General features: G+C 66.5%; 20 protein-coding genes and 1 tRNA gene. 18 read left to right on the top strand and 3 right to left on the bottom strand.

Going from position 1 to position 17,539, the window contains the following annotated elements; all coding sequences use genetic code 11:
* Positions 1-35: 35 nt before the first annotated feature.
* Genes SOM26_RS03910 through pgmG form a run of 3 tightly spaced genes read left to right on the top strand, consistent with a single transcriptional unit; the run spans position 36 to position 2,516 of the window.
* The gene (locus SOM26_RS03910) at positions 36-860 is read left to right on the top strand and encodes a division plane positioning ATPase MipZ (RefSeq protein ID WP_320451433.1); all 825 of its coding nucleotides are present in this window, start codon (positions 36-38) and stop codon (positions 858-860) included.
* Positions 857-1,138 carry a J domain-containing protein gene (locus SOM26_RS03905; RefSeq protein ID WP_320451432.1) on the top strand — a complete coding sequence of 94 codons (282 nt, stop codon included), beginning with the start codon at positions 857-859 and terminating at the stop codon, positions 1,136-1,138. Before SOM26_RS03910 ends, SOM26_RS03905 begins: the two co-directional genes overlap by 4 nt.
* A complete protein-coding gene (gene pgmG / locus SOM26_RS03900; protein ID WP_320451431.1) occupies positions 1,128-2,516 on the top strand; it encodes a phosphoglucomutase/phosphomannomutase PgmG in 1,389 nt (462 codons plus the stop codon). The genes SOM26_RS03905 and pgmG overlap by 11 nt, the downstream gene beginning before the upstream one ends.
* 356 nt (positions 2,517-2,872) lie before the next feature.
* On the opposite strand, the gene SOM26_RS03895 is transcribed toward pgmG, so the two are convergent.
* Both SOM26_RS03895 and SOM26_RS03890 read right to left on the bottom strand, forming a co-directional pair.
* On the bottom strand, positions 2,873-3,979 hold the full coding sequence (locus tag SOM26_RS03895; protein ID WP_320451430.1) for a M14 family metallopeptidase: 1,107 nt from the start codon (positions 3,977-3,979) through the stop codon (positions 2,873-2,875).
* A 4-nt stretch (positions 3,980-3,983) separates the two neighbouring features.
* Entirely contained in the window at positions 3,984-4,604 is a 621-nt protein-coding gene (locus SOM26_RS03890) for a DUF4136 domain-containing protein (RefSeq protein WP_320451429.1), read from the bottom strand.
* Between the two features lie 187 nt (positions 4,605-4,791).
* Between SOM26_RS03890 and ykgO the strand changes: the two genes are divergently transcribed.
* The gene (gene ykgO, locus SOM26_RS03885) at positions 4,792-4,917 is read left to right on the top strand and encodes a type B 50S ribosomal protein L36 (protein WP_003046794.1); all 126 of its coding nucleotides are present in this window, start codon (positions 4,792-4,794) and stop codon (positions 4,915-4,917) included.
* A gap of 9 nt (positions 4,918-4,926) precedes the next feature.
* Positions 4,927-5,586, top strand: a complete 660-nt coding sequence (locus SOM26_RS03880) for an HAD family hydrolase (protein WP_320451428.1) — start codon at positions 4,927-4,929, stop codon at positions 5,584-5,586.
* Between the two features lie 80 nt (positions 5,587-5,666).
* Here SOM26_RS03880 and SOM26_RS03875 read toward each other — a convergent pair whose 3' ends face one another.
* The gene (locus tag SOM26_RS03875; RefSeq protein ID WP_320451427.1) at positions 5,667-6,269 is read right to left on the bottom strand and encodes a L,D-transpeptidase family protein; all 603 of its coding nucleotides are present in this window, start codon (positions 6,267-6,269) and stop codon (positions 5,667-5,669) included.
* 197 nt (positions 6,270-6,466) lie between these two features.
* Between SOM26_RS03875 and SOM26_RS03870 the strand changes: the two genes are divergently transcribed.
* From SOM26_RS03870 to SOM26_RS03810, 13 genes are all read left to right on the top strand, one after another.
* Positions 6,467-7,186: a murein L,D-transpeptidase catalytic domain family protein gene (locus SOM26_RS03870; RefSeq protein ID WP_320451426.1), complete on the top strand. Its 720-nt coding sequence runs from the start codon at positions 6,467-6,469 to the stop codon at positions 7,184-7,186.
* Positions 7,187-7,365: 179 nt separating this feature from the next.
* Complete coding sequence (gene hisG / locus SOM26_RS03865; protein WP_320451425.1) at positions 7,366-8,028, top strand: ATP phosphoribosyltransferase; 663 nt, start codon at positions 7,366-7,368, stop codon at positions 8,026-8,028.
* Positions 8,025-9,320, top strand: a complete 1,296-nt coding sequence (gene hisD, locus SOM26_RS03860; RefSeq protein ID WP_320451424.1) for a histidinol dehydrogenase — start codon at positions 8,025-8,027, stop codon at positions 9,318-9,320. The genes hisG and hisD overlap by 4 nt, the downstream gene beginning before the upstream one ends.
* Positions 9,317-9,778, top strand: coding sequence for an aminoglycoside 6'-N-acetyltransferase (gene aac(6'), locus SOM26_RS03855; RefSeq protein WP_320451423.1), 462 nt, complete (start codon positions 9,317-9,319; stop codon positions 9,776-9,778). The genes hisD and aac(6') overlap by 4 nt, the downstream gene beginning before the upstream one ends.
* A 24-nt stretch (positions 9,779-9,802) precedes the next feature.
* Positions 9,803-10,258, top strand: a complete 456-nt coding sequence (nusB, locus tag SOM26_RS03850) for a transcription antitermination factor NusB (RefSeq protein WP_320451422.1) — start codon at positions 9,803-9,805, stop codon at positions 10,256-10,258.
* A 16-nt stretch (positions 10,259-10,274) separates the two neighbouring features.
* The gene (thiL, locus tag SOM26_RS03845; protein WP_320451421.1) at positions 10,275-11,180 is read left to right on the top strand and encodes a thiamine-phosphate kinase; all 906 of its coding nucleotides are present in this window, start codon (positions 10,275-10,277) and stop codon (positions 11,178-11,180) included.
* A 264-nt stretch (positions 11,181-11,444) separates the two neighbouring features.
* Positions 11,445-11,663, top strand: coding sequence for a translation initiation factor IF-1 (gene infA, locus SOM26_RS03840; protein ID WP_007403889.1), 219 nt, complete (start codon positions 11,445-11,447; stop codon positions 11,661-11,663).
* A 14-nt stretch (positions 11,664-11,677) separates the two neighbouring features.
* A complete protein-coding gene (locus SOM26_RS03835) occupies positions 11,678-12,247 on the top strand; it encodes a Maf family protein (RefSeq protein WP_320451849.1) in 570 nt (189 codons plus the stop codon).
* Positions 12,240-13,190 carry an Rne/Rng family ribonuclease gene (locus SOM26_RS03830; protein ID WP_320451420.1) on the top strand — a complete coding sequence of 317 codons (951 nt, stop codon included), beginning with the start codon at positions 12,240-12,242 and terminating at the stop codon, positions 13,188-13,190. Before SOM26_RS03835 ends, SOM26_RS03830 begins: the two co-directional genes overlap by 8 nt.
* A complete protein-coding gene (locus tag SOM26_RS03825) occupies positions 13,187-13,354 on the top strand; it encodes a DNA gyrase inhibitor YacG (protein ID WP_320451419.1) in 168 nt (55 codons plus the stop codon). Before SOM26_RS03830 ends, SOM26_RS03825 begins: the two co-directional genes overlap by 4 nt.
* A gap of 31 nt (positions 13,355-13,385) precedes the next feature.
* Positions 13,386-13,461, top strand: a tRNA-Phe gene (locus tag SOM26_RS03820).
* Between the two features lie 340 nt (positions 13,462-13,801).
* On the top strand, positions 13,802-14,776 hold the full coding sequence (locus SOM26_RS03815) for a HamA C-terminal domain-containing protein (protein ID WP_320451418.1): 975 nt from the start codon (positions 13,802-13,804) through the stop codon (positions 14,774-14,776).
* Positions 14,776-17,325, top strand: coding sequence for a DEAD/DEAH box helicase (locus tag SOM26_RS03810; RefSeq protein WP_320451417.1), 2,550 nt, complete (start codon positions 14,776-14,778; stop codon positions 17,323-17,325). The genes SOM26_RS03815 and SOM26_RS03810 overlap by 1 nt, the downstream gene beginning before the upstream one ends.
* Positions 17,326-17,539 lie beyond the last annotated feature (214 nt).

Here is a 17,539-nt window from a genome sequence, read left to right as displayed (position 1 = left end):
AGGGTGGCAACGGGGATCAATAAGGAAGCGACGAGTTGCCGGAACGGCTATCTTCAACGCACGTGATTGTTTTTGCCAATGAAAAAGGTGGCACAGGCAAATCGACGACGGCGGTCCATGTGGCGATCGCGCTGGCCGCCAAGGGGGCGCGCGTGGCGTGTCTGGATCTGGATCATCGCCAGCGGACGGTGGGTCGCTATCTCGACAACCGCGCCGAGACGATCAAGCGCACCGGGCACAAGCTGCCCATGCCCACCCACGCGACTCACACCAGCCAGACCGAGGAGGGGTTCGAGGAACTGTGGTTCGGCCTGTCGCAGGATGCCGACTTCCTGATCGTCGACACGCCGGGCCGCGACGACCATTTCGCGCGAACCGCGGCGGCGCTGTCGAACACGCTGGTCACGCCGATGAACGACAGCTTCGTCGACTTCGACCTGATCGGCCAGGTCGACCCGGAGACGTTCCAGGTGACGCGCCCCAGCTTCTATTCGGAACTGATCTGGGACGCGCGCAAGCAGCGGGCGCGGGCGGACGGCACCACCATCGACTGGGTCGTGCTGCGCAACCGGCTCCAGCATATCGAGGCGCGCAACATGCGCCGCGTCTCGGATGCGCTGACCGACCTGTCGCGCCGCGTCGGTTTCCGCGTGATCCCGGGCCTGGGCGAGCGCGTGATCTATCGCGAGATGTTCCCCAACGGGCTGACCATGATCGACGCCAAGGAATTCGGCGCGATGGGCCTTGGCCATGTCGCCGCACGGCAGGAACTGCGTGAGATGATGGCCGCGCTGCAACTGCCCGAGGGGGGCGCCGAAGCCGGCGCGGCGGGTGCGAGCCCGGCTGACGCCGCCGCATGAAATGGCTGATCGCGCTGGCGGTGATCTGGCTGGTGTGGCGCTATATGCCCCGCCCCGGTCGGGTCCGGTCCACCGCCAGGCCGGACCCGCGCCTGCCGCGCGACGAGATGGACGCGCTGGCCATACTCGACCTGCCGCCCGGTGCGGACGCCGAAGCGATCCGCCAGGCGCATCGTCGCCTGATCGGGCAGGTTCATCCCGATCGCGGCGGCTCGGCCGACCTGACGCGGCGGGTGAACGCGGCCCGCGACCTGTTGCTGGCGCGCCGTGACGGATAAGTCCGGGGCCAAGCGGACCGCGACGATCCACCCCAGCGCCTGCCGCGAATATGACGTTCGCGGCACCGTGCCCGAGACGCTGGACGATGGCGCGGCCTATGCGGTGGGGCGCGGCTTTGCGACCCGCGTGCGCCGCGCGGGCGGCACCCGCGTCGCCGTGGGCCGCGACGGACGACTCAGCTCGCCCGCGCTCGAGGCGGCATTGGTCGAAGGACTGACCGACAGCGGCGTCGATGTCGTCCGCCTGGGGGTGGGCCCCACCCCGATGGTCTATTACGCCGAAGCGACGCTAGAAGTGGACGGTGCCGTACAGGTAACGGGCAGCCACAACCCCCGCGACGACAATGGCTTCAAGATGGTGCTGCACCATCGCCCCTTCTTTGGCGAGGACGTGCAGGATCTGGCGCGCATGGCGGCGGCGCGCGACTGGACCGAGGGGGCCGGAACCGTCGAGGAGGTCGACATTCTCGACGCCTATGTCGACCGGCTGATCGCGGGCTATGCGGGCGGCGCGTACCGTATCGGCTGGGACTGCGGTTCGGGCGCATCGGGCCCGGTCATCGAAAAGCTGGTCCAGCGCCTGCCGGGTGAGCACCATACGCTGTTCACCGATGTGGATGGTCATTTCCCGCATCATCACCCCGATCCGACGGTCGAGAGCAATCTAGACGCGCTGAAGGCGTTGGTGGCCGCCAACAAGCTCGATTTCGGATTCGCTTTCGACGGCGATGGCGACCGGATCGGCGCGGTCGACGGCCAGGGCCGGGTGATCTGGGGCGACCAGATATTGATGCTGCTGGCGGGCCCCGTACTGGCCGAGCATCCCGGCGCGCCGATCGTGGCGGATGTGAAGGCCAGCCAGGCGCTGTTCGATCATATCGAGGGCCTGGGCGGACGGCCGGTCATGTGGAAAACCGGGCACAGCCTGATGAAGACCAAGATGGTCGAGACCGCCGCACCGCTGGGTGGAGAGATGTCGGGCCATATGTTCTTTGCAGGCGAATGGTACGGCTTCGACGATGCACATTATGCCGCGATCCGCCTGATCCGTGCGGCTCATCTGGCGGGCCGCTCGATGACCGAGTTGCGCGGCGCGATGCCTGCGATGGTCGACATTCCCGAAACCCGCATCACGGTGGCCGAGGCGGACAAGTTCGCCATTGTCGAGCGGGTCGCAGTGGCGCTGGCCCGCGATAGCGCGGAGGTCAATGATACCGATGGCGTCCGGGTGCGGATGGCGGATGGCTGGTGGTTGCTGCGGGCATCCAATACGCAGGCCGCGCTGACGGTGCGGGCGGAAGCCGGAGATGCCTCCGGTCTGGAGCGAGTGTTGGCGGAGCTGGACCGGTATCTCGCTGTCGAGGGGGTCCAGCGGTAAGTTTGGCGGGTGCCGAGGCGTGGCCTTCGACTTCGCTCAGGCTGAACGGGGGTTTGCATTCCAATCCACGCGAAGGCGCGAAGACGCAAAGAAGATGAGTTCGTGCGGAGGCGCAGAGGACGCGGAGGTGTCTGGCCCCGGAGCGTCTGCAGTCCTCAACTCCCGCGGACGAAGGTCAGAGGCCAACGCAGGCGAAACACCTCTGCGCCTCTGCGCGAACCCCAGCCCGAAAAAACCCCGTTCCGCCTGAGCCCTTCGGCTAGCTGGCAAGCCGGCCGCTCAGGATAAACTTCGACGCTTTGCGTCGAAGTCGAAGGCCGGGGGGAGCCCTATTCCAAGGGCTCCCCCCTCCCCGATCAAATATCCCCGATCATCTCGGAAAGAACCTCCAGGCACGACACGCCCAGCTTTGCCGAGCGTTCGCCCGACCAGCCATGGATGGCGTCGGGATTGGGGTCGTGATCCTTGAACGGCATCTCCAGCGTCACCGATACCGCACCGAACCGCTCGGCAAGCTGGTTGGTCGACATTGCCAGGTTCGCCCGGCCCGGCCCCGACTTGTCATAGCCCATCTGGGTCTGGAAATCGGGCGTGTGCGCGGCCAGGCGGCGACCGAAGCCGTAGAATTTGGCGCCGTGTTCCTCGGTCCAACTGGGAATACCCTCGAACCCGGCGATGAAGTTCGCCGGAATCGCCTCGTCGCCATGCGCGTCGATCGCGAAGTCGACGCCGGTCTGGTCCATCCGGTTCAGCACGCACAGCACTTCGGGACTGCGCTCGGGCGTCGGCTGATGCCACTCGCGGTTGAGGTTCACGCCCGCCGCATTGGTGCGCAGATGGCCGCGCCGCGTGCCGTCGGGATTCATGTTGGGCACGACATGGACGGTCGCCGCCGCCAGCAGCGACTCGGCGGCCGGGCTGGTCAGCCAGTCGAGCGCGCCCTCCATCCACCATTCCGCCATCGATTCGCCCGGATGCTGGCGGGCATAGAGCCACACCTGCTTCGGACCGTCGCCAAGGCGGAAATAATCGATCGGCTGGCCATCGAGGGTCTGGCCGATCTCTTCGTGATGCACACCGCGCGCGGCGATCCGCGCGACCAGGTCGTGATGCCGCTCCATCGTATAGGGTTCGAAATAGGCGAACCAGGCAACGTCGCTATCGCCCGTCCACTGCCATTCCAGCACGCCGTCGGCGTAGGTGGTCGGCGTCATCCGCCAATCCTGCCGGTCGGTCGAGGCGCGGACATGATAGTTCCGCCAGCCGCCCGGAAAGGCCGAACCCTCGCCGTTCAGGATGCGGAAGGTAAGCGTCCGCCCCTTCGCCCCGCCGACCCGGAAGTAGAACCACTGGTAGAAATCGGAATCCTTGTCCTTCACTATCTCCAGGTCGACACGGTCGCCGTCGATGCCGACGACGCGGATGTTCCCGCCGTCGAAGGACGCATTGATGGTCAGGGTCATGCGCTTACTTCACCTCGATCGTGCGGCCCGACTCGCCGGGGAACTTGGTGAACAGCGCATCGGCCAGCTTGGCCGCCTGTGCCTGCGCATCCAGCTTGGCCAGCGTTTCGACCGGCGCCAGGTTGCGTGCGCTGCCTTCCCAGATCGGCGACTGGTCGACGCGGCGCTTGATCTGGACCGACAATTCGGTGCCGATGATCTCCTGCGGACGGCTCTTGCCCACAGGGAAGGTCAGGCCCCCGCCCAGGCCGACGCCGCCGCCGCGACCACCCGAGAAGCTGCCGCCGCCCAGCCCGATCGAGAAGGGCGAGGGGCGCGGCGGGCCGAGCCGGTTGGCACGGGTGAAGGCGACCGTCGCGATGAACTCGGGCTGGGCATCACCCTGCGCCAGCGAATAGCCGTTGCGCAGCAGCGCGGTCTCGACCGCAGCGGCATAGGTCTTGAACTCGATGCTCGCCGGACCGGTGGCGGACAGCGGCTCGACACGGATGGTGCCGCGCGCGATCGGCTCGCCCAAATGATAGCGGATCACGTCGGTCGGCGGCATGCGCCCCCCGCCCGTGGTGGAACAGGCGGCGAGCGTTCCGGCGGCGGCCGCCAGGATCAGGAGCGAGCGGGCTTTCATGCGTTGAAGACACCTTAAAGGATGTTACGGATGGGCAACGCATGACATATGAAGGTTGATCCTGCGGCGGAAGGGGGCATCGCGGACGTGACCGGGATGTCATGCCCCAACCTTGACTTGGAGCCGCGTTGCCACTAGGCGGCGACGCTTTCCAGATCACCCTCCAGTTCAAAGAAGCGAATCGATCATGAAGATCCGCAATTCCCTGAAGTCGCTCAAGGATCGTCACCGGGACAACCGCGTGATCCGCCGTCGCGGCCGCACCTATGTCATCAACAAGACCAACCGTCGTTTCAAGGCACGCCAGGGCTAATCAGCCTTGATGCCGATCGAATCGAGCGGGACGGGCACCCTGCCCGGCTTGGCGACCGATCGGCCGACCGCCGTCATCTTCGACGTCGGTCGCGTCCTGTACGACTGGGATCCCCGAATCCTGTATCGGCGCCTGATCACTGACGATCGGGCGCTCGATGCATTTCTGCGTGATGTCGTCACCACCGAGTGGCATTTCCAGCATGACGCGGGCCGCGACTTCGCCGACACCTCGGCGGAGCTTGTCGCGCTGTACCCACAGCATCGCGAGCTGATCGCCGCCTGGGGCCCGCGCTTCGGCGAGAGCATCGGCGATCCGATTGCCGGAATGCACGAACTGGTCGCCGAACTCGATTCGGCGGGCGTGCCGCTATTTGCGATCACGAACTTCAGCCATGAATTCTGGCCGCCCTTTCGGGCGCGCGAATCGGCGTTGTTCGATCGCTTCCGCGACATCGTGGTGTCGGGCAACGAAAAGCTGGTGAAGCCCGACCCCGCCATCTACCGCCTCGCGCTCGCCCGGTTCGGGCTTGAGCCGGGGCAGGCGGTGTTCATCGACGACAACCAGGCCAACATCGATTCGGCCGCGGCGCTGGGTATCCATGCCATGCACTTCACCGACGAGGCGACGCTTCGGCCGCAGCTACGGGCACTGGGGTTGGTAGCATAAGGTTTCGTTCGCTCAGGCTGAACGAAGCTCGCTACCTAATCCCGTTCACGCCGAGCGAAATCGAAGCGCGTGGGGATCGCTCACCGCGACAACGATGCCAGTTGCGCCTGATTCGCCTGGCTGGCCTCGGTTTCCATCAGTGCCGGGTCGAAATGATCGCCGACCATCTGGTCGGTGACGACCACCGTGGTGCCGACCGACGTCACCGAAAACAGCTTCTTGGCGAAGGCCGTTGGCAGACGGATGCACCCATGCGAATCGGGAAAACCCGGATTGTTGCCGGCATGCAGCGCCACGCCGTCCCAGGTCAGCCGCTGCATGAAGGGCATGGGCGCGGAATTGTACAGGTTGCTGCGATGCATCTCGCGCTTTTGCAGGATGGGGAAGACGCCGACGGGCGTGTCCTTGCCATCCTTGCCGGTCGACACCGAGGCGGCGGCGATCAGCGAATCACCACGATAGACATAGGCCCGCTGCATCGGGATGCTGACGACCACCGTCACCGGCTGCGCGATCGGATTCACCGCCGCGGCCTGCGCATCGGACCAGACGAATCGGTTGGGGGCCAGTGCGGCGGCGGCCTGCGCGACCGCAGCGGTTCCGGGGCCCTCCTCGGCCAGCGCCGGGGCAACAGAACCGAGGGTCGTCGCGCCCAACAGGGCGGCAACAGCGAGTGCCTTCATATCCCTAATCCTTGGCGAGTTCATAAAATCTTAAACTCGTCAAGAGACTATTGGTGCCAATCTAAAATTTTTCCGTGCGAGCGGAACTTACGCCGAGTCGATGGAACGAAGCGATCAACGGATCGCGCCATGGGCAGAAAAATGGCCTGTTCTTTGCTACATAGGGTTTGCGGGAATTCTGGGGTTGAAGGACCAAAATGCACGATAATCTGGACGCGGCGCCGGGTCGGCGCGCGCTGTTGAAGAACGCGCTGGTGCTCGCCGGGGCATTGGCGGTGCCGGGGGCAGCGAGTGCCCGGGGGCGGCTGACAGCAAACGACCTGCGCCCGGTGCGACAGCCACCGCTGCCGACGCGCCCGACCATGGCCTCGCCCATCCCGGCGCAGCCCATCCTGGCCTCGTCGCGCGTCGTGCGTCCGGAACTGCTGCGTCAGGCGATGGCCTCGCTCCAGCGGCACGGATCGCGGGTCCAGCGGCGCGATCGCATGGCGATCGTCGATTTCGCGGTCGGCTCGTCCGAACCGCGCCTTCACCTGGTCGATCTGGTCAGCGGCCGCAGCACCTCGCTGCTGGTTTCGCATGGCAGCGGTTCGGACCCGTCGCACAGCGGCTATCTTCAACGCTTTTCGAACGCCTTCAATTCGAACGCGAGCAGCGAGGGCGCCTTCATGACCGACGATTATTATGTCGGCAAGCATGGCCGGTCGCAGCGTCTGATCGGGCTGGACCCGACCAACGACAACGCGCTGGGCCGCGCGATCGTGATCCACTCGGCCTGGTACGCCAATCGCGACATGATCCGCACCCACGGGATGCTGGGCCGCAGCCAGGGCTGCTTCGCGGTCGGCGAGAACGAGCTGGACCGGGTGTTCGCGAACCTGGGCCCCGGCCGGATGATCTACGCCGCCAAGGTGTAACGACCTGAAATCCTCCCTGGCACGGGGAGGTGGCAGGTCGAAGGCCTGACGGAGGGGGATCGCCACACAGGGCGTCCCTTGCGGCGCCCCCCCTCCACCGGCTTTGCCGGTCCCCCTCCCCGTTCCGGGGAGGATAAGAATTGCGATCCCCGGTGGCGGGGGTTAAGTCCCCGATCCTCATGGTCCAGCCGCTTATCATCGCCGTCCCCAAGGGACGCATCCTGGCCGAGGCGCTGCCGTTGCTCGCCGCCGCCGGCATCAGGCCCGAACCGGCCTTCACCGACAAGAACAGCCGTGCGCTGCGCTTCGCCACCGACGTCCCCGGCATCGAGCTGATCCGCGTCCGCGCCTTCGACGTCGCCACCTTCGTCGCGCATGGCGCGGCGCAGCTCGGCATCGTCGGCTCCGACGTGCTGTCCGAGTTCGGCTATTCCGAGCTGTACGCACCCGTCGATCTGAAGATCGGCCATTGCCGCATCTCGGTCGCCGAGCCCGCCGCGATGGCGGAAAGCGACGATCCGCGCGGGTGGAGCCATGTCCGCGTCGCGACCAAATATCCGCATATCACCAGCCGCCACTTCGCACGCCGCGGGGTGCAGGCCGAGTGCGTCAAGCTGAACGGCGCGATGGAGCTGGCGCCCACGCTGGGCCTGGCGCCACGCATCGTCGACCTGGTGTCGTCGGGCCGCACGCTGAAGGAAAACGGACTGGTCGAGGTCGAGGTGATCGAGGAGGTCACCTCGCGCCTGGTCGTCAACCGCGCCGCGATGAAGACGAGGGGCCAAGTCGTGCCGTTGGTCGAGGCGTTCCGCCGTGCCGTCGCCGAGAAGGAAGCCGCATGATCCGCCTCGACACCCGCGATGCCGGCTTTACGGCCGCGTTCGACGTACTGGTCGATGCCCGGCGCGAAAGCGATGCCGATGTCGCGCGCGACGTACAGGTCATCCTGCGCGCGGTCCGCGACGATGGCGAGGCGGCGGTCGCGGCCTTCACCAGGCAATTCGACGGCCACGACCTGGCTGAGACGGGCTGGCGGATCGAACCGGCCGACTGTCGTGCGGCCTATGAGGCGCTGGAGCCCGAGCTGCGCCACGCGCTCGACCTCGCCGCCGCCCGCATCCGCGCCTATCACGAAAAGCAGAAGCCGACCGACACCAACTATGTCGATGCACAGGGCGTGCGCCTGGGCGCGCGCTGGACGGCGGTGGATGCGGCCGGGATCTATGTCCCCGGCGGGCGGGCGGCCTATCCCTCCTCGCTGCTGATGAACGCGATTCCGGCCAAGGTGGCGGGGGTCGAACGGCTGGTGATGGTCACCCCGACGCCGAAGGGCGAGATCAACCATCTGGTCCTCGCCGCCGCGCATCTGGCGGGTGTGGACGAGGTCTGGCGGGTCGGCGGAGCGCAGGCCGTGGGCGCGCTGGCCTATGGCGCGGGCAGGATCCAGCGGGTCGATGTCGTCACCGGCCCCGGCAATGCCTGGGTCGCGGAGGCCAAGCGCCAGGTCTACGGCATGGTCGGCATCGACATGGTGGCGGGCCCGTCCGAGATCGTCGTCGTGGCGGACGGCAGGAACGATCCCGACTGGATCGCCGCCGACCTGCTGAGCCAGGCCGAGCATGACACCGTCACCCAGTCGATCCTGTTCACCGACGATGCCGACTTTGCCGGGCGCGTCGCCGAAGCGGTCGACCGCCAGATTCCCGAGCTCGCGACCGCCAGCGTCGCGCGCACCGCCTGGGACGCGAACGGTGCGATCGTCGTCGTCGAGTCGCTGGAGGCCGCCATGCCGCTGGTCGACCGGCTGGCCCCGGAGCATCTGGAACTGGCGGTGGACGATCCGCAGGACCTGTTCGACCGCCTGCGCCATGCGGGCTCGGTGTTCCTGGGCCGCCATACGCCCGAGGCGATCGGCGATTATGTCGCCGGGCCGAACCATGTCCTGCCGACGGGGCGGCGCGCGCGCTTCGCCAGTGGGCTGTCGGTGCTCGACTTCATGAAGCGGACCAGTTTCCTCGGCCTGACCGAGACGGCGCTGAACGAACTCGGCCCCGCGACGGTGGCGCTCGCCCATGCCGAGGGGCTGCCCGCGCATGCCAAGTCGGTGGCGCTGCGGCTGCGGCTCAACCGGTGATCGTCACGCCCGCCGCGCCGGAACATCGTGAGGGATGGCTGGCGCTGCGGGCGGCGCTTTGGGGTGAGGAAGCGGGCGATCCGGCGGAACTGCCGGATGGCGACGGTCATTTCGTCGCGCTTGCAGACGGCCGGGTGATCGGTTTCGCCGAAGCGACGGTCCGGACGGATTACGTCAATGGCTGTGACGGCTCGCCGGTGCTGTTCCTGGAGGGTCTGTTCGTTGATCCGGCCCGGCGTCGGCATGGGGTGGCACGGGCCCTGGTCGCCGCGGTCGCGCAGTGGGGCCGCGCGCAGGGCTGTGCCGAGTTCGCCTCCGATGCCGAACTCGAAAATGTCGACAGCCATGCGATGCACCGGGCCCTGGGCTTCGTGGAGACCGAGCGGGTGGTCTATTTCCGTCGGGAATTGGCGAACGCCGCGTCCCACCCCTCCCCACCAAAAAACGTGACGGATTGACGACAGCCCGGTAAAGGCCCGCCAATGACTCGCCCCAATGCCCGTACCCAGGCGCGCGCTGCCGCGCGCCTTGCCGCCGTCCAGGCGCTGTATCAGCACGACATGGAACAGACCCCGCTGGCGGCGCTGCTCCACGAATTCCACAATCATCGCATCGGCGCGACGATCGAAGACGTCGAATATGCCGAGGCCGACCTCGATTTCTTCGATGATATCGTCAAGGGCGTGCAGGCGCGCCTGGGTGAGATCGACGTGATGATCGAGGGCAAGCTGGCCAAGGGCTGGACGCTCAACCGGCTCGACCGCCCGATGAAGGCGATCCTGCGCGCCGGGACCTATGAGCTGATCGCGCGCCATGACGTGCCGGTCGGCGCGGTCATCAGCGAATATGTCGATGTCGCCCACGCCTTCTACGAAAAGCGCGAGTCGGGCTTCGTGAACGGCCTGCTCGACGCGATCGCCAAGGTCGCGCGGGCCTGACGCCGCCGCCGCCCCGATGACCGAGGCGGAGTTTATCGCCGCGTTGCGCCGGATGCCGCTGCATCCCGGTGCGCGCGGGCTGGTCGACGACAGCGCGGTGCTGACCGCCGCGCCGCTCGTCGTGACCACCGACACGCTGGTCGAGGGCGTGCATTTCCTGCCCCATGACCCGCCCGCCGATGTCGCGTGGAAACTGGTCGCGACCAACCTGTCCGATCTTGCCGCCAAGGGCGCGCTGGTCGAGGGGGTGATGCTTAACTATCCCTTGGGCGATACCGCCTGGGACCGCGCCTTTCTGGATGGGCTGGCCACGGTGCTCGCGCGCTTCCATGCCCGGCTGATCGGCGGCGACACCGTGTCGCGGCGCGGCCCCCGCACCCTGACGCTCACCGCCTTTGGCCGTGACGCCCCCGCCCCCTCGCGCGATGGTGCCCGGGCGGGCGACGCATTGTGGGTCACCGGGACGATCGGCGATGCGGGGCTGGGCCTGGCGATCGCGCAGGGAGGCCATGGCCCGGTCGCCCTGCGCGATGCCTATCGTCGCCCCTTTCCCCGCCTGACCGAGGGCCGCGCGCTCGGCCCGGTGGTCCATGCGATGATGGACGTGTCGGACGGATTGCTGATCGACGCCGGACGGATGGCGCGGGCGAGCGGGCTGGCGGTGACGATCGCGCTCGATGCCATTCCGCTGTCGGACGATGCGCGGGCGTTCGGCGGAACGGACCGTGCCGCCCGGCTGACCGCCGCGACCGCCGGGGACGATTACGAACTGCTCTTCGCCCTCCCCTCCGGGATCATGCCGCCGGTCGCCGCGACACGGGTCGGCCGCTTTTCCGCCGGTGACGGCCTGACGCTGACCGACGCCGGGCAGCCGGTCGCGCTACCGGCGCGATGGGGATATGAGCACCGATCGGAGGGTTGAAACCCCCTTTCCTCCTTTGCCCGCGTTGCTAACCCTCCTCCATCCGGCCCCTTGGGAGTGGCGCCGGCATGATCTGGATTGCCTGGGAGGCAATCCACCTGCCACTCCTCACAGGGGAGGAATTGAAGGGGGCAAACACCTTGCCCAGCCGCCACCCCACCCCCATATCCGCAACTGATTCGGCGCGCCTTTCCTTTTGAGCCCATTGCGGCTATGGCGGCGCCTCTTCGACATACCCTATAACACGACGAACCGAGGTATTTTTTGGCCAAGGAAGAACTGCTCGAGATGCGCGGCCGCGTGGTGGAACTGCTCCCCAATGCGATGTTCCGCGTCCAGCTCGAGAACGATCACGAGATCTTGGGACATACGGCAGGCAAGATGCGCAAGAACCGCATCCGCGTGCTGGTCGGCGACGAGGTGCTCGTCGAGCTGACGCCGTACGACCTGACCAAGGGCCGGATCACCTACCGCTTCAAGTGAGCGACCGGCCCCACATGCCGCTCGTCCTTGCATCGTCCTCCCCGCGCCGCCGCGATCTGCTGGCGCGGCTGGGAGTCGTGCCCGACCGCGTCGCCTCGCCCGATATCGACGAAGCCCCCCGCCCCGCCGAGCTTCCTCGCGTCTACGCGCTGCGGCTGGCGGTGGAAAAGGCGCACGCGGTCGATCGTGCCGAAGGTGAGGTGGTCGTCGCGGGCGACACCACCATCGCGCTCGGCCGCCGGATCCTGCCCCCCGCCGACACGCAAGACGTCCAGCGCAAGCTGCTGCGCCTGATGTCCGGGCGGCGGCACCATGCGCTGTCGGCGGTGTGCGTCATCGACGCCACCGGCAAGGCACGCACCCGACTGGCCGACACCATCGTCGCGTTCAAGCCGCTCTCCGAAGATGAGATCGACGCGTACATCGCGTGCGGCGAAGGGCTGGGCAAGGCCGGGGGCTATGCCATCCAGGGCCGCGCCGAGGCCTTTGTCCGCTTCCTGCAAGGGTCGCATTCGGGCGTCATCGGCCTGCCCCTGTTCGAAACCCGTGCCCTGTTGAAAGCCGCCGGACTGCCGCTTGTCTGAATGGCTCTATGAAGCTGGGATCGGTGAGGCGCGCGCCGCGCTGGTCGAGGATGGCCGCATCGTCCAGGCGGCGATCGAGCTTGCGGCCACGCTGACCGTCGGCACGGTGGCCGAGGGGCGGCTGGTCGAACTGCTCCCCGGTCGGCAGGGCCGGGTGACGCTGGCGCAAGGCGGCGACGTACTGCTCGCACCCGTGCCCAGGAGCATGACGCAAGGAGCCGCGCTGACCGTCATCGTCACGCGCGAAGCGATCCCCGAGCGCGGCCGGTCCAAGCTGCCCAAGGCGCAGGTCGCACCCGAAGAGGCCACACCCACCCCCGGCCCCGATCTGCGCGCACGAATCGCCGCCACGGGCCTTCCGGTGCGCGAAATTCAGCCACATCAGCCCGACGATCTGGAAGCGGCGGGCTGGTCCGAACTGCTAGACGAGGCCGTTACCGGTGAGATCGGATTCGGCGCGGGCGTGCTGCGCATGACGCCGACCCCGGCGATGACGCTGTTCGATGTCGACGGATCACCCCCGCACGAACCGCTGTCCATCGCCGCGGCGCGCGCGGTGGCGGAGAGCATCCTGCGCCATGGCATTGGCGGCTCGATCGGCATCGACTTCCCCACGCTGGAGGGCAAGGGCCCGCGCCAGGCGGTGGCGGAAGCGCTGGACGCCGCGCTGCCCCTCCCCTTCGAGCGGACGGCGGTCAACGGCTTCGGCTTCCTCCAGATCGTGCGCCCGCGCCCGCGCGCCTCGATTCCCGAACGGCTCGGCATCGACCCCATCGGCGCCCGCACCCGCGCGCTGCTCCGCCAATGGGAGCGCGAGCCGCCCGGCCCCGCGCCGACCTACCGCGTACCCGGTCCCGTTTACGATCGCCTGATGGCGAACCCCGACTGGCGCGAGGCGCTGGAGCGCCGCACCGGCCGCCCCCTGCAACTGGAACGCTCATGACCACCTGCCCGATCTGCGACAAGCCGACCGTCGCCGAACACGCCCCCTTCTGCTCACGCGGGTGCAAGGATCGCGACCTGCTGCAATGGCTGGGCGAAGGTTATCGCATTCCGGTCAAAGAAAATGACGAAGAGGGGCTGGACACCGGCGAAAGCCACCCGTAAAGGCACGCCTCCAATCGCAATCGCGGTTTGGGCCCAAGTAGCTCAGTTGGTAGAGCATGCGACTGAAAATCGCAGTGTCGGTGGTTCGATCCCGCCCTTGGGCACCATTTTCCTTGATCGCGCACAGCAAGAGCCGTAAATCTCTCGGTTAAGAGACGTCTGAGGCACAACAAGAAGCGTTGCAGCGACAGACCCAGCGGCTTTCGCGCCGTTTCACGCCTTAGCCCGATTATTGGCCGCGGGTAAGCGTAACCCCGTTATCCGTGGTTGCCTACCACAGCAGCCCTTCCCACTCGCGGTTCTCTCGACAGGCGGTCGCTGACGCTGACACCATGAGAAAACCTCAGCCACATTCCGAAGTGCTTTCCGGCACCCCTGTCGGATGGTCCGAGCAGGCCAGCTAGTAGCTTCCAGAGCGCCCAATCCGCTGATAGTCTTAGCTACATCTTGGAGACGCCCGCACAACAGAACGATGAACTCGAAGCGGCGCTTCGCTCGATCGGTCGCGATTGGAACAGGCTGGGGGCGCGTCTGAAGCTGCTTGACCATGCCGTAGGCACTTCCTGCCCACGCCTGTCCGCCCGCCTGCACTACCCGACGCTGCGGGACGCCACCGCTACAGTGCATGAGCTCGTCGCCGTCGCCACTCGATACCTCGCCCGGTTCTGCCTGCCACATTCCGAATTGCAGAACCTATACGCCCGGAAGGACCAGCTTTCGGTTGAAGACCTGCATGAGGCGCTCACCGATCTGGACCGGCGAGCGCGAGACCTGTTCATCCGCGCGGGAGCGGCGACCGGCCGCAGCGGCGAGGCGGGAGAACTGCTGCTATACCTGCTTACGGAATGGGTTCTCCAAGCACCTCAGATCGTCGCGAAGATGAGCCTTAAGACCAGCGTCGCAATGCCGGTGCACGGTTCCGACGGCATCCATGCGAGATACGATCCCGAAAAAGGTCACCTCCTCGTCTATTCCGGTGAGGCCAAGCTCCACACCGACCTGGGCGACGCTGTAAGGTCGGCGATCTCCTCGATCTCCTCAGCACTTCAACCTGACAAACTGGAGCACGAACTGAACTTGGTGCGTCGCGATCTGAGCCTTTCCGGACTTGACGAGCGTGCTCGTGCCGAGATGCTGTGCTTCCTGGATCCTCTGGAACCCAGTTCTTCGAAGCGCATAGACGCCGTCACGTGTCTCATCGGCTTCGATTTCGGCGGCTACGTCGGACTCAGCCCGGATGATGCCGAGTCCGTCTTCGAGTCCCGGGCGCGCGAACAGTTGGACCGCTCCGCTTCAGCGTTCGCGAAGGCGATGCGTACTGCAGGCCTGGAACATCGGACGGTCGAACTCTTCCTGATGCCGCTCCCCTCCGTGGAGCAGCTGAGGACGAGCTTCCAATCGCGGATCGGCAACGCCGCCTGATGATCCAGGATCTGGCAGACAAGGTCTGGAGCAATCCCTTGCTCCATCCCCTTGCCAGACGGCTTCAACGCGCATGGATCGCCTTCGAGATCGGAGCCCCGCAGACCGACGCGCCCGCGCCGGACGACGTGGTCAGGCTCGTTGAGGCCGCCGCGATTCTCGCATGCTCGGAACGAACCCCTCATCGACGAATGGCGCACCGCGTCGCCACGTCGGCCCTCGAACTGCACGGCACCACGTCGCTGCCATTGGACCAAGCCGTCAGGGTCGTACTGGCGCGGCTCGGCAACTTCCCCGCGTTCGCGACGCGCGCATCGGTCAGGGACGCGCAGCCGCTACTACCGTTCGGCATGCTGGCGGAGGAGATCGCGGCCGCCGACCGACGCACGATCGCGCTGGGCGATCGCAAGGTCGTGCTCACCGACTTCCAGCATGAACTATGGACGCGACTGAACGGTCGCCGGCGCGTCGCGGTCGCCGCCCCGACATCGGCAGGCAAGTCGTTCGTGCTTCAGAACTTCCTCGCCTCGCTCTTCGTCCCGGACGGCCCACGCTCGGTCCTCTACCTCGTCCCGACCAGGGCACTTATAACGCAGGTCGCCAGATCGATCCGGGCGGAGGTCGATGCGGCCGCACTTGGCGCAAAATCCCCGACCGTCGCCACCGTGCCGATCGAGAAGGCGCTTCACCTGCCTACCCGTGCCGTCTACGTGATGACGCAGGAGCGTGGGCAGATCATGCTTGCCGCCCACGCCGACTTCGCTCCCGAGGTCATCGTCGTCGACGAGGCCCACGGCGTCGCGGACGGCGCAAGGGGTGTCCGCCTTCAGGCAGCCATGACGGACCTGCTGAAGCGCAGACCAGACGCGCAGACGCTGTTCGCAAGTCCGGCCGTAAGGAACCTGGACGTGTTCGGACGCATGCTCGATCTGGACGACGTCGATGCGCTTCGTTCCCGAGAACCGACCGTCACCCAGAATTTCGTAATGGTCGACGTGGTCGATGTCGAACGTGGCGAGCTGCTGGTGAGAGTGGCGGATGCGTCGCCCGAGGACCCTCCGGTGGCGCGCGTCACGGTGGAGCGCCGCACAGTGACGCGTGTGGAGCGCTTGACCAACGCTACGTTCGCACTCGGACGGGGCGCCGCTAACATCATATATGCGAACGGAGCGGCCGAGGCGGAGGACGTCGCACTCGCCCTCGCGGCTCTTCGCAACGATGAACCTACGGACCCTGCAAGGGAGGAGCTTGCGCGCCTGGCCGCTGAAGCCGTTCACCCGGACTACGCGCTCATCGCCTGCGTCCGACGGGGCGTGGCCTTCCACTACTCCCACATGCCGACGCAACTGAGGCTCGCCGTGGAAGGCGCGGTTTCGCGCGGGGAGGTGGAGGAACTCGTGTGCACAAGCACGCTGCTGCAGGGCGTCAACCTGCCAGCGAAGAACATCTTCCTGTTCAGGCCGGAGAAGGGTTCGACAAGGCCGATGCAGGGCGTCGACTTCTGGAACCTTGCGGGCCGTGCAGGCCGGATGATGCGTGAGTTCCAGGGCAACATCTTTCTCATCGACTACGAGCGGTGGAAGGCCAAACCGCTCCAACAACCCGACGAAGCGGAGATCATCCCAGCGGTCGAGAACGGCATCTGCCGACCCTCGGATCTTCTCAGCGTGATTGAACGCCCCAGAAGGCCCGGTGCGGACCGCCCGGACCCGGAGGCGGTGTTCGTCCGACTTCTCGGGGACCTCAGGGACGGCACGCTGACGGAAACGCTGACGCGCGCGAAGGCTTCCCAGAACCTCACGGACTCGGCCATCAGCACGCTTGAGCACGTGCTTCGGGAGGCGTCAGCCGCCGTAAACCTACCTATGAGCGTTCTTCGACGCAGTCCCGACATCTCCCCCCACAAGCAGCAGAGGCTCTACAACATCTTAGCCATACGCCTCGATCGTGACGGGCCCGCGTCCCTGATCCCGCCCCATCCCGCGGACGACGGTGCGTACGAACTCTACGCCGACGCTTTGCAGGTCTGCCACCGGGTGATTCTCGGGCTGAGGCGGGAAAGCAAATTCCACCGCTTCCTGGCCGTGCTTGCGCTCAAATGGATGCGCGGACTGCCGCTGCCGCGCATCATGCAGGATCAGCTCGACCGAAACCCGAGGAAGGAGCGCAGGTTCGTGGTTAGGGAGACGCTGGAGCTGGTGGAAAAGCAGGTCCGCTTCCAGTGTGTCCGGCTGTTGGGCTGTTATCACGCCGTTCTCGGCCAGCTCCTGATCGACAAGGGCCGCCCCGATCTCGCTGCGGACATCCCGGATATGGCTCTCTTCCTTGAGATGGGAGCTGCGGATCGAACGAGCATCAGTCTTATGTCACTTGGCGTATCGCGGCCGGTCGCCACTCAGCTGGCACGACAGGCTCCCTCCCGAGGCATGGATGTGGAAGCGACGCTGGACTGGCTCGCATCGAGGCCCGCCGCTGTCACACGTCTCGGCGCAGCCGCCCGCGACGAGGTGAATAACATCATCGGGTCTGCGCGAAGTTCCGAGGGCTGACACGTTTCGGATGGTGCGTCGTCGCCCGTTTGGGGAAGTCCCCCCGAACTACGACTGATCTGGAACGGCCTGCCGGATGAAGTCGACATGCGTGGACGAGGACCGCCATGTAAAAACAACATCCTGAACCGCGGGACATCGTCCAACCGCTGCCGCAGTCGGTGCAAGGCAAAACGGGGGAAGTTGATCAGACACGGACAAGTCGATCCTCAAG

This window comes from Sphingomonas sp. CFBP8993, from assembly GCF_034044895.1.
Lineage (GTDB): Bacteria > Pseudomonadota > Alphaproteobacteria > Sphingomonadales > Sphingomonadaceae > Sphingomonas.
Note: the sequence above shows the minus strand (reverse complement) of the source record. Positions and strands in the feature narration are given on the sequence as shown.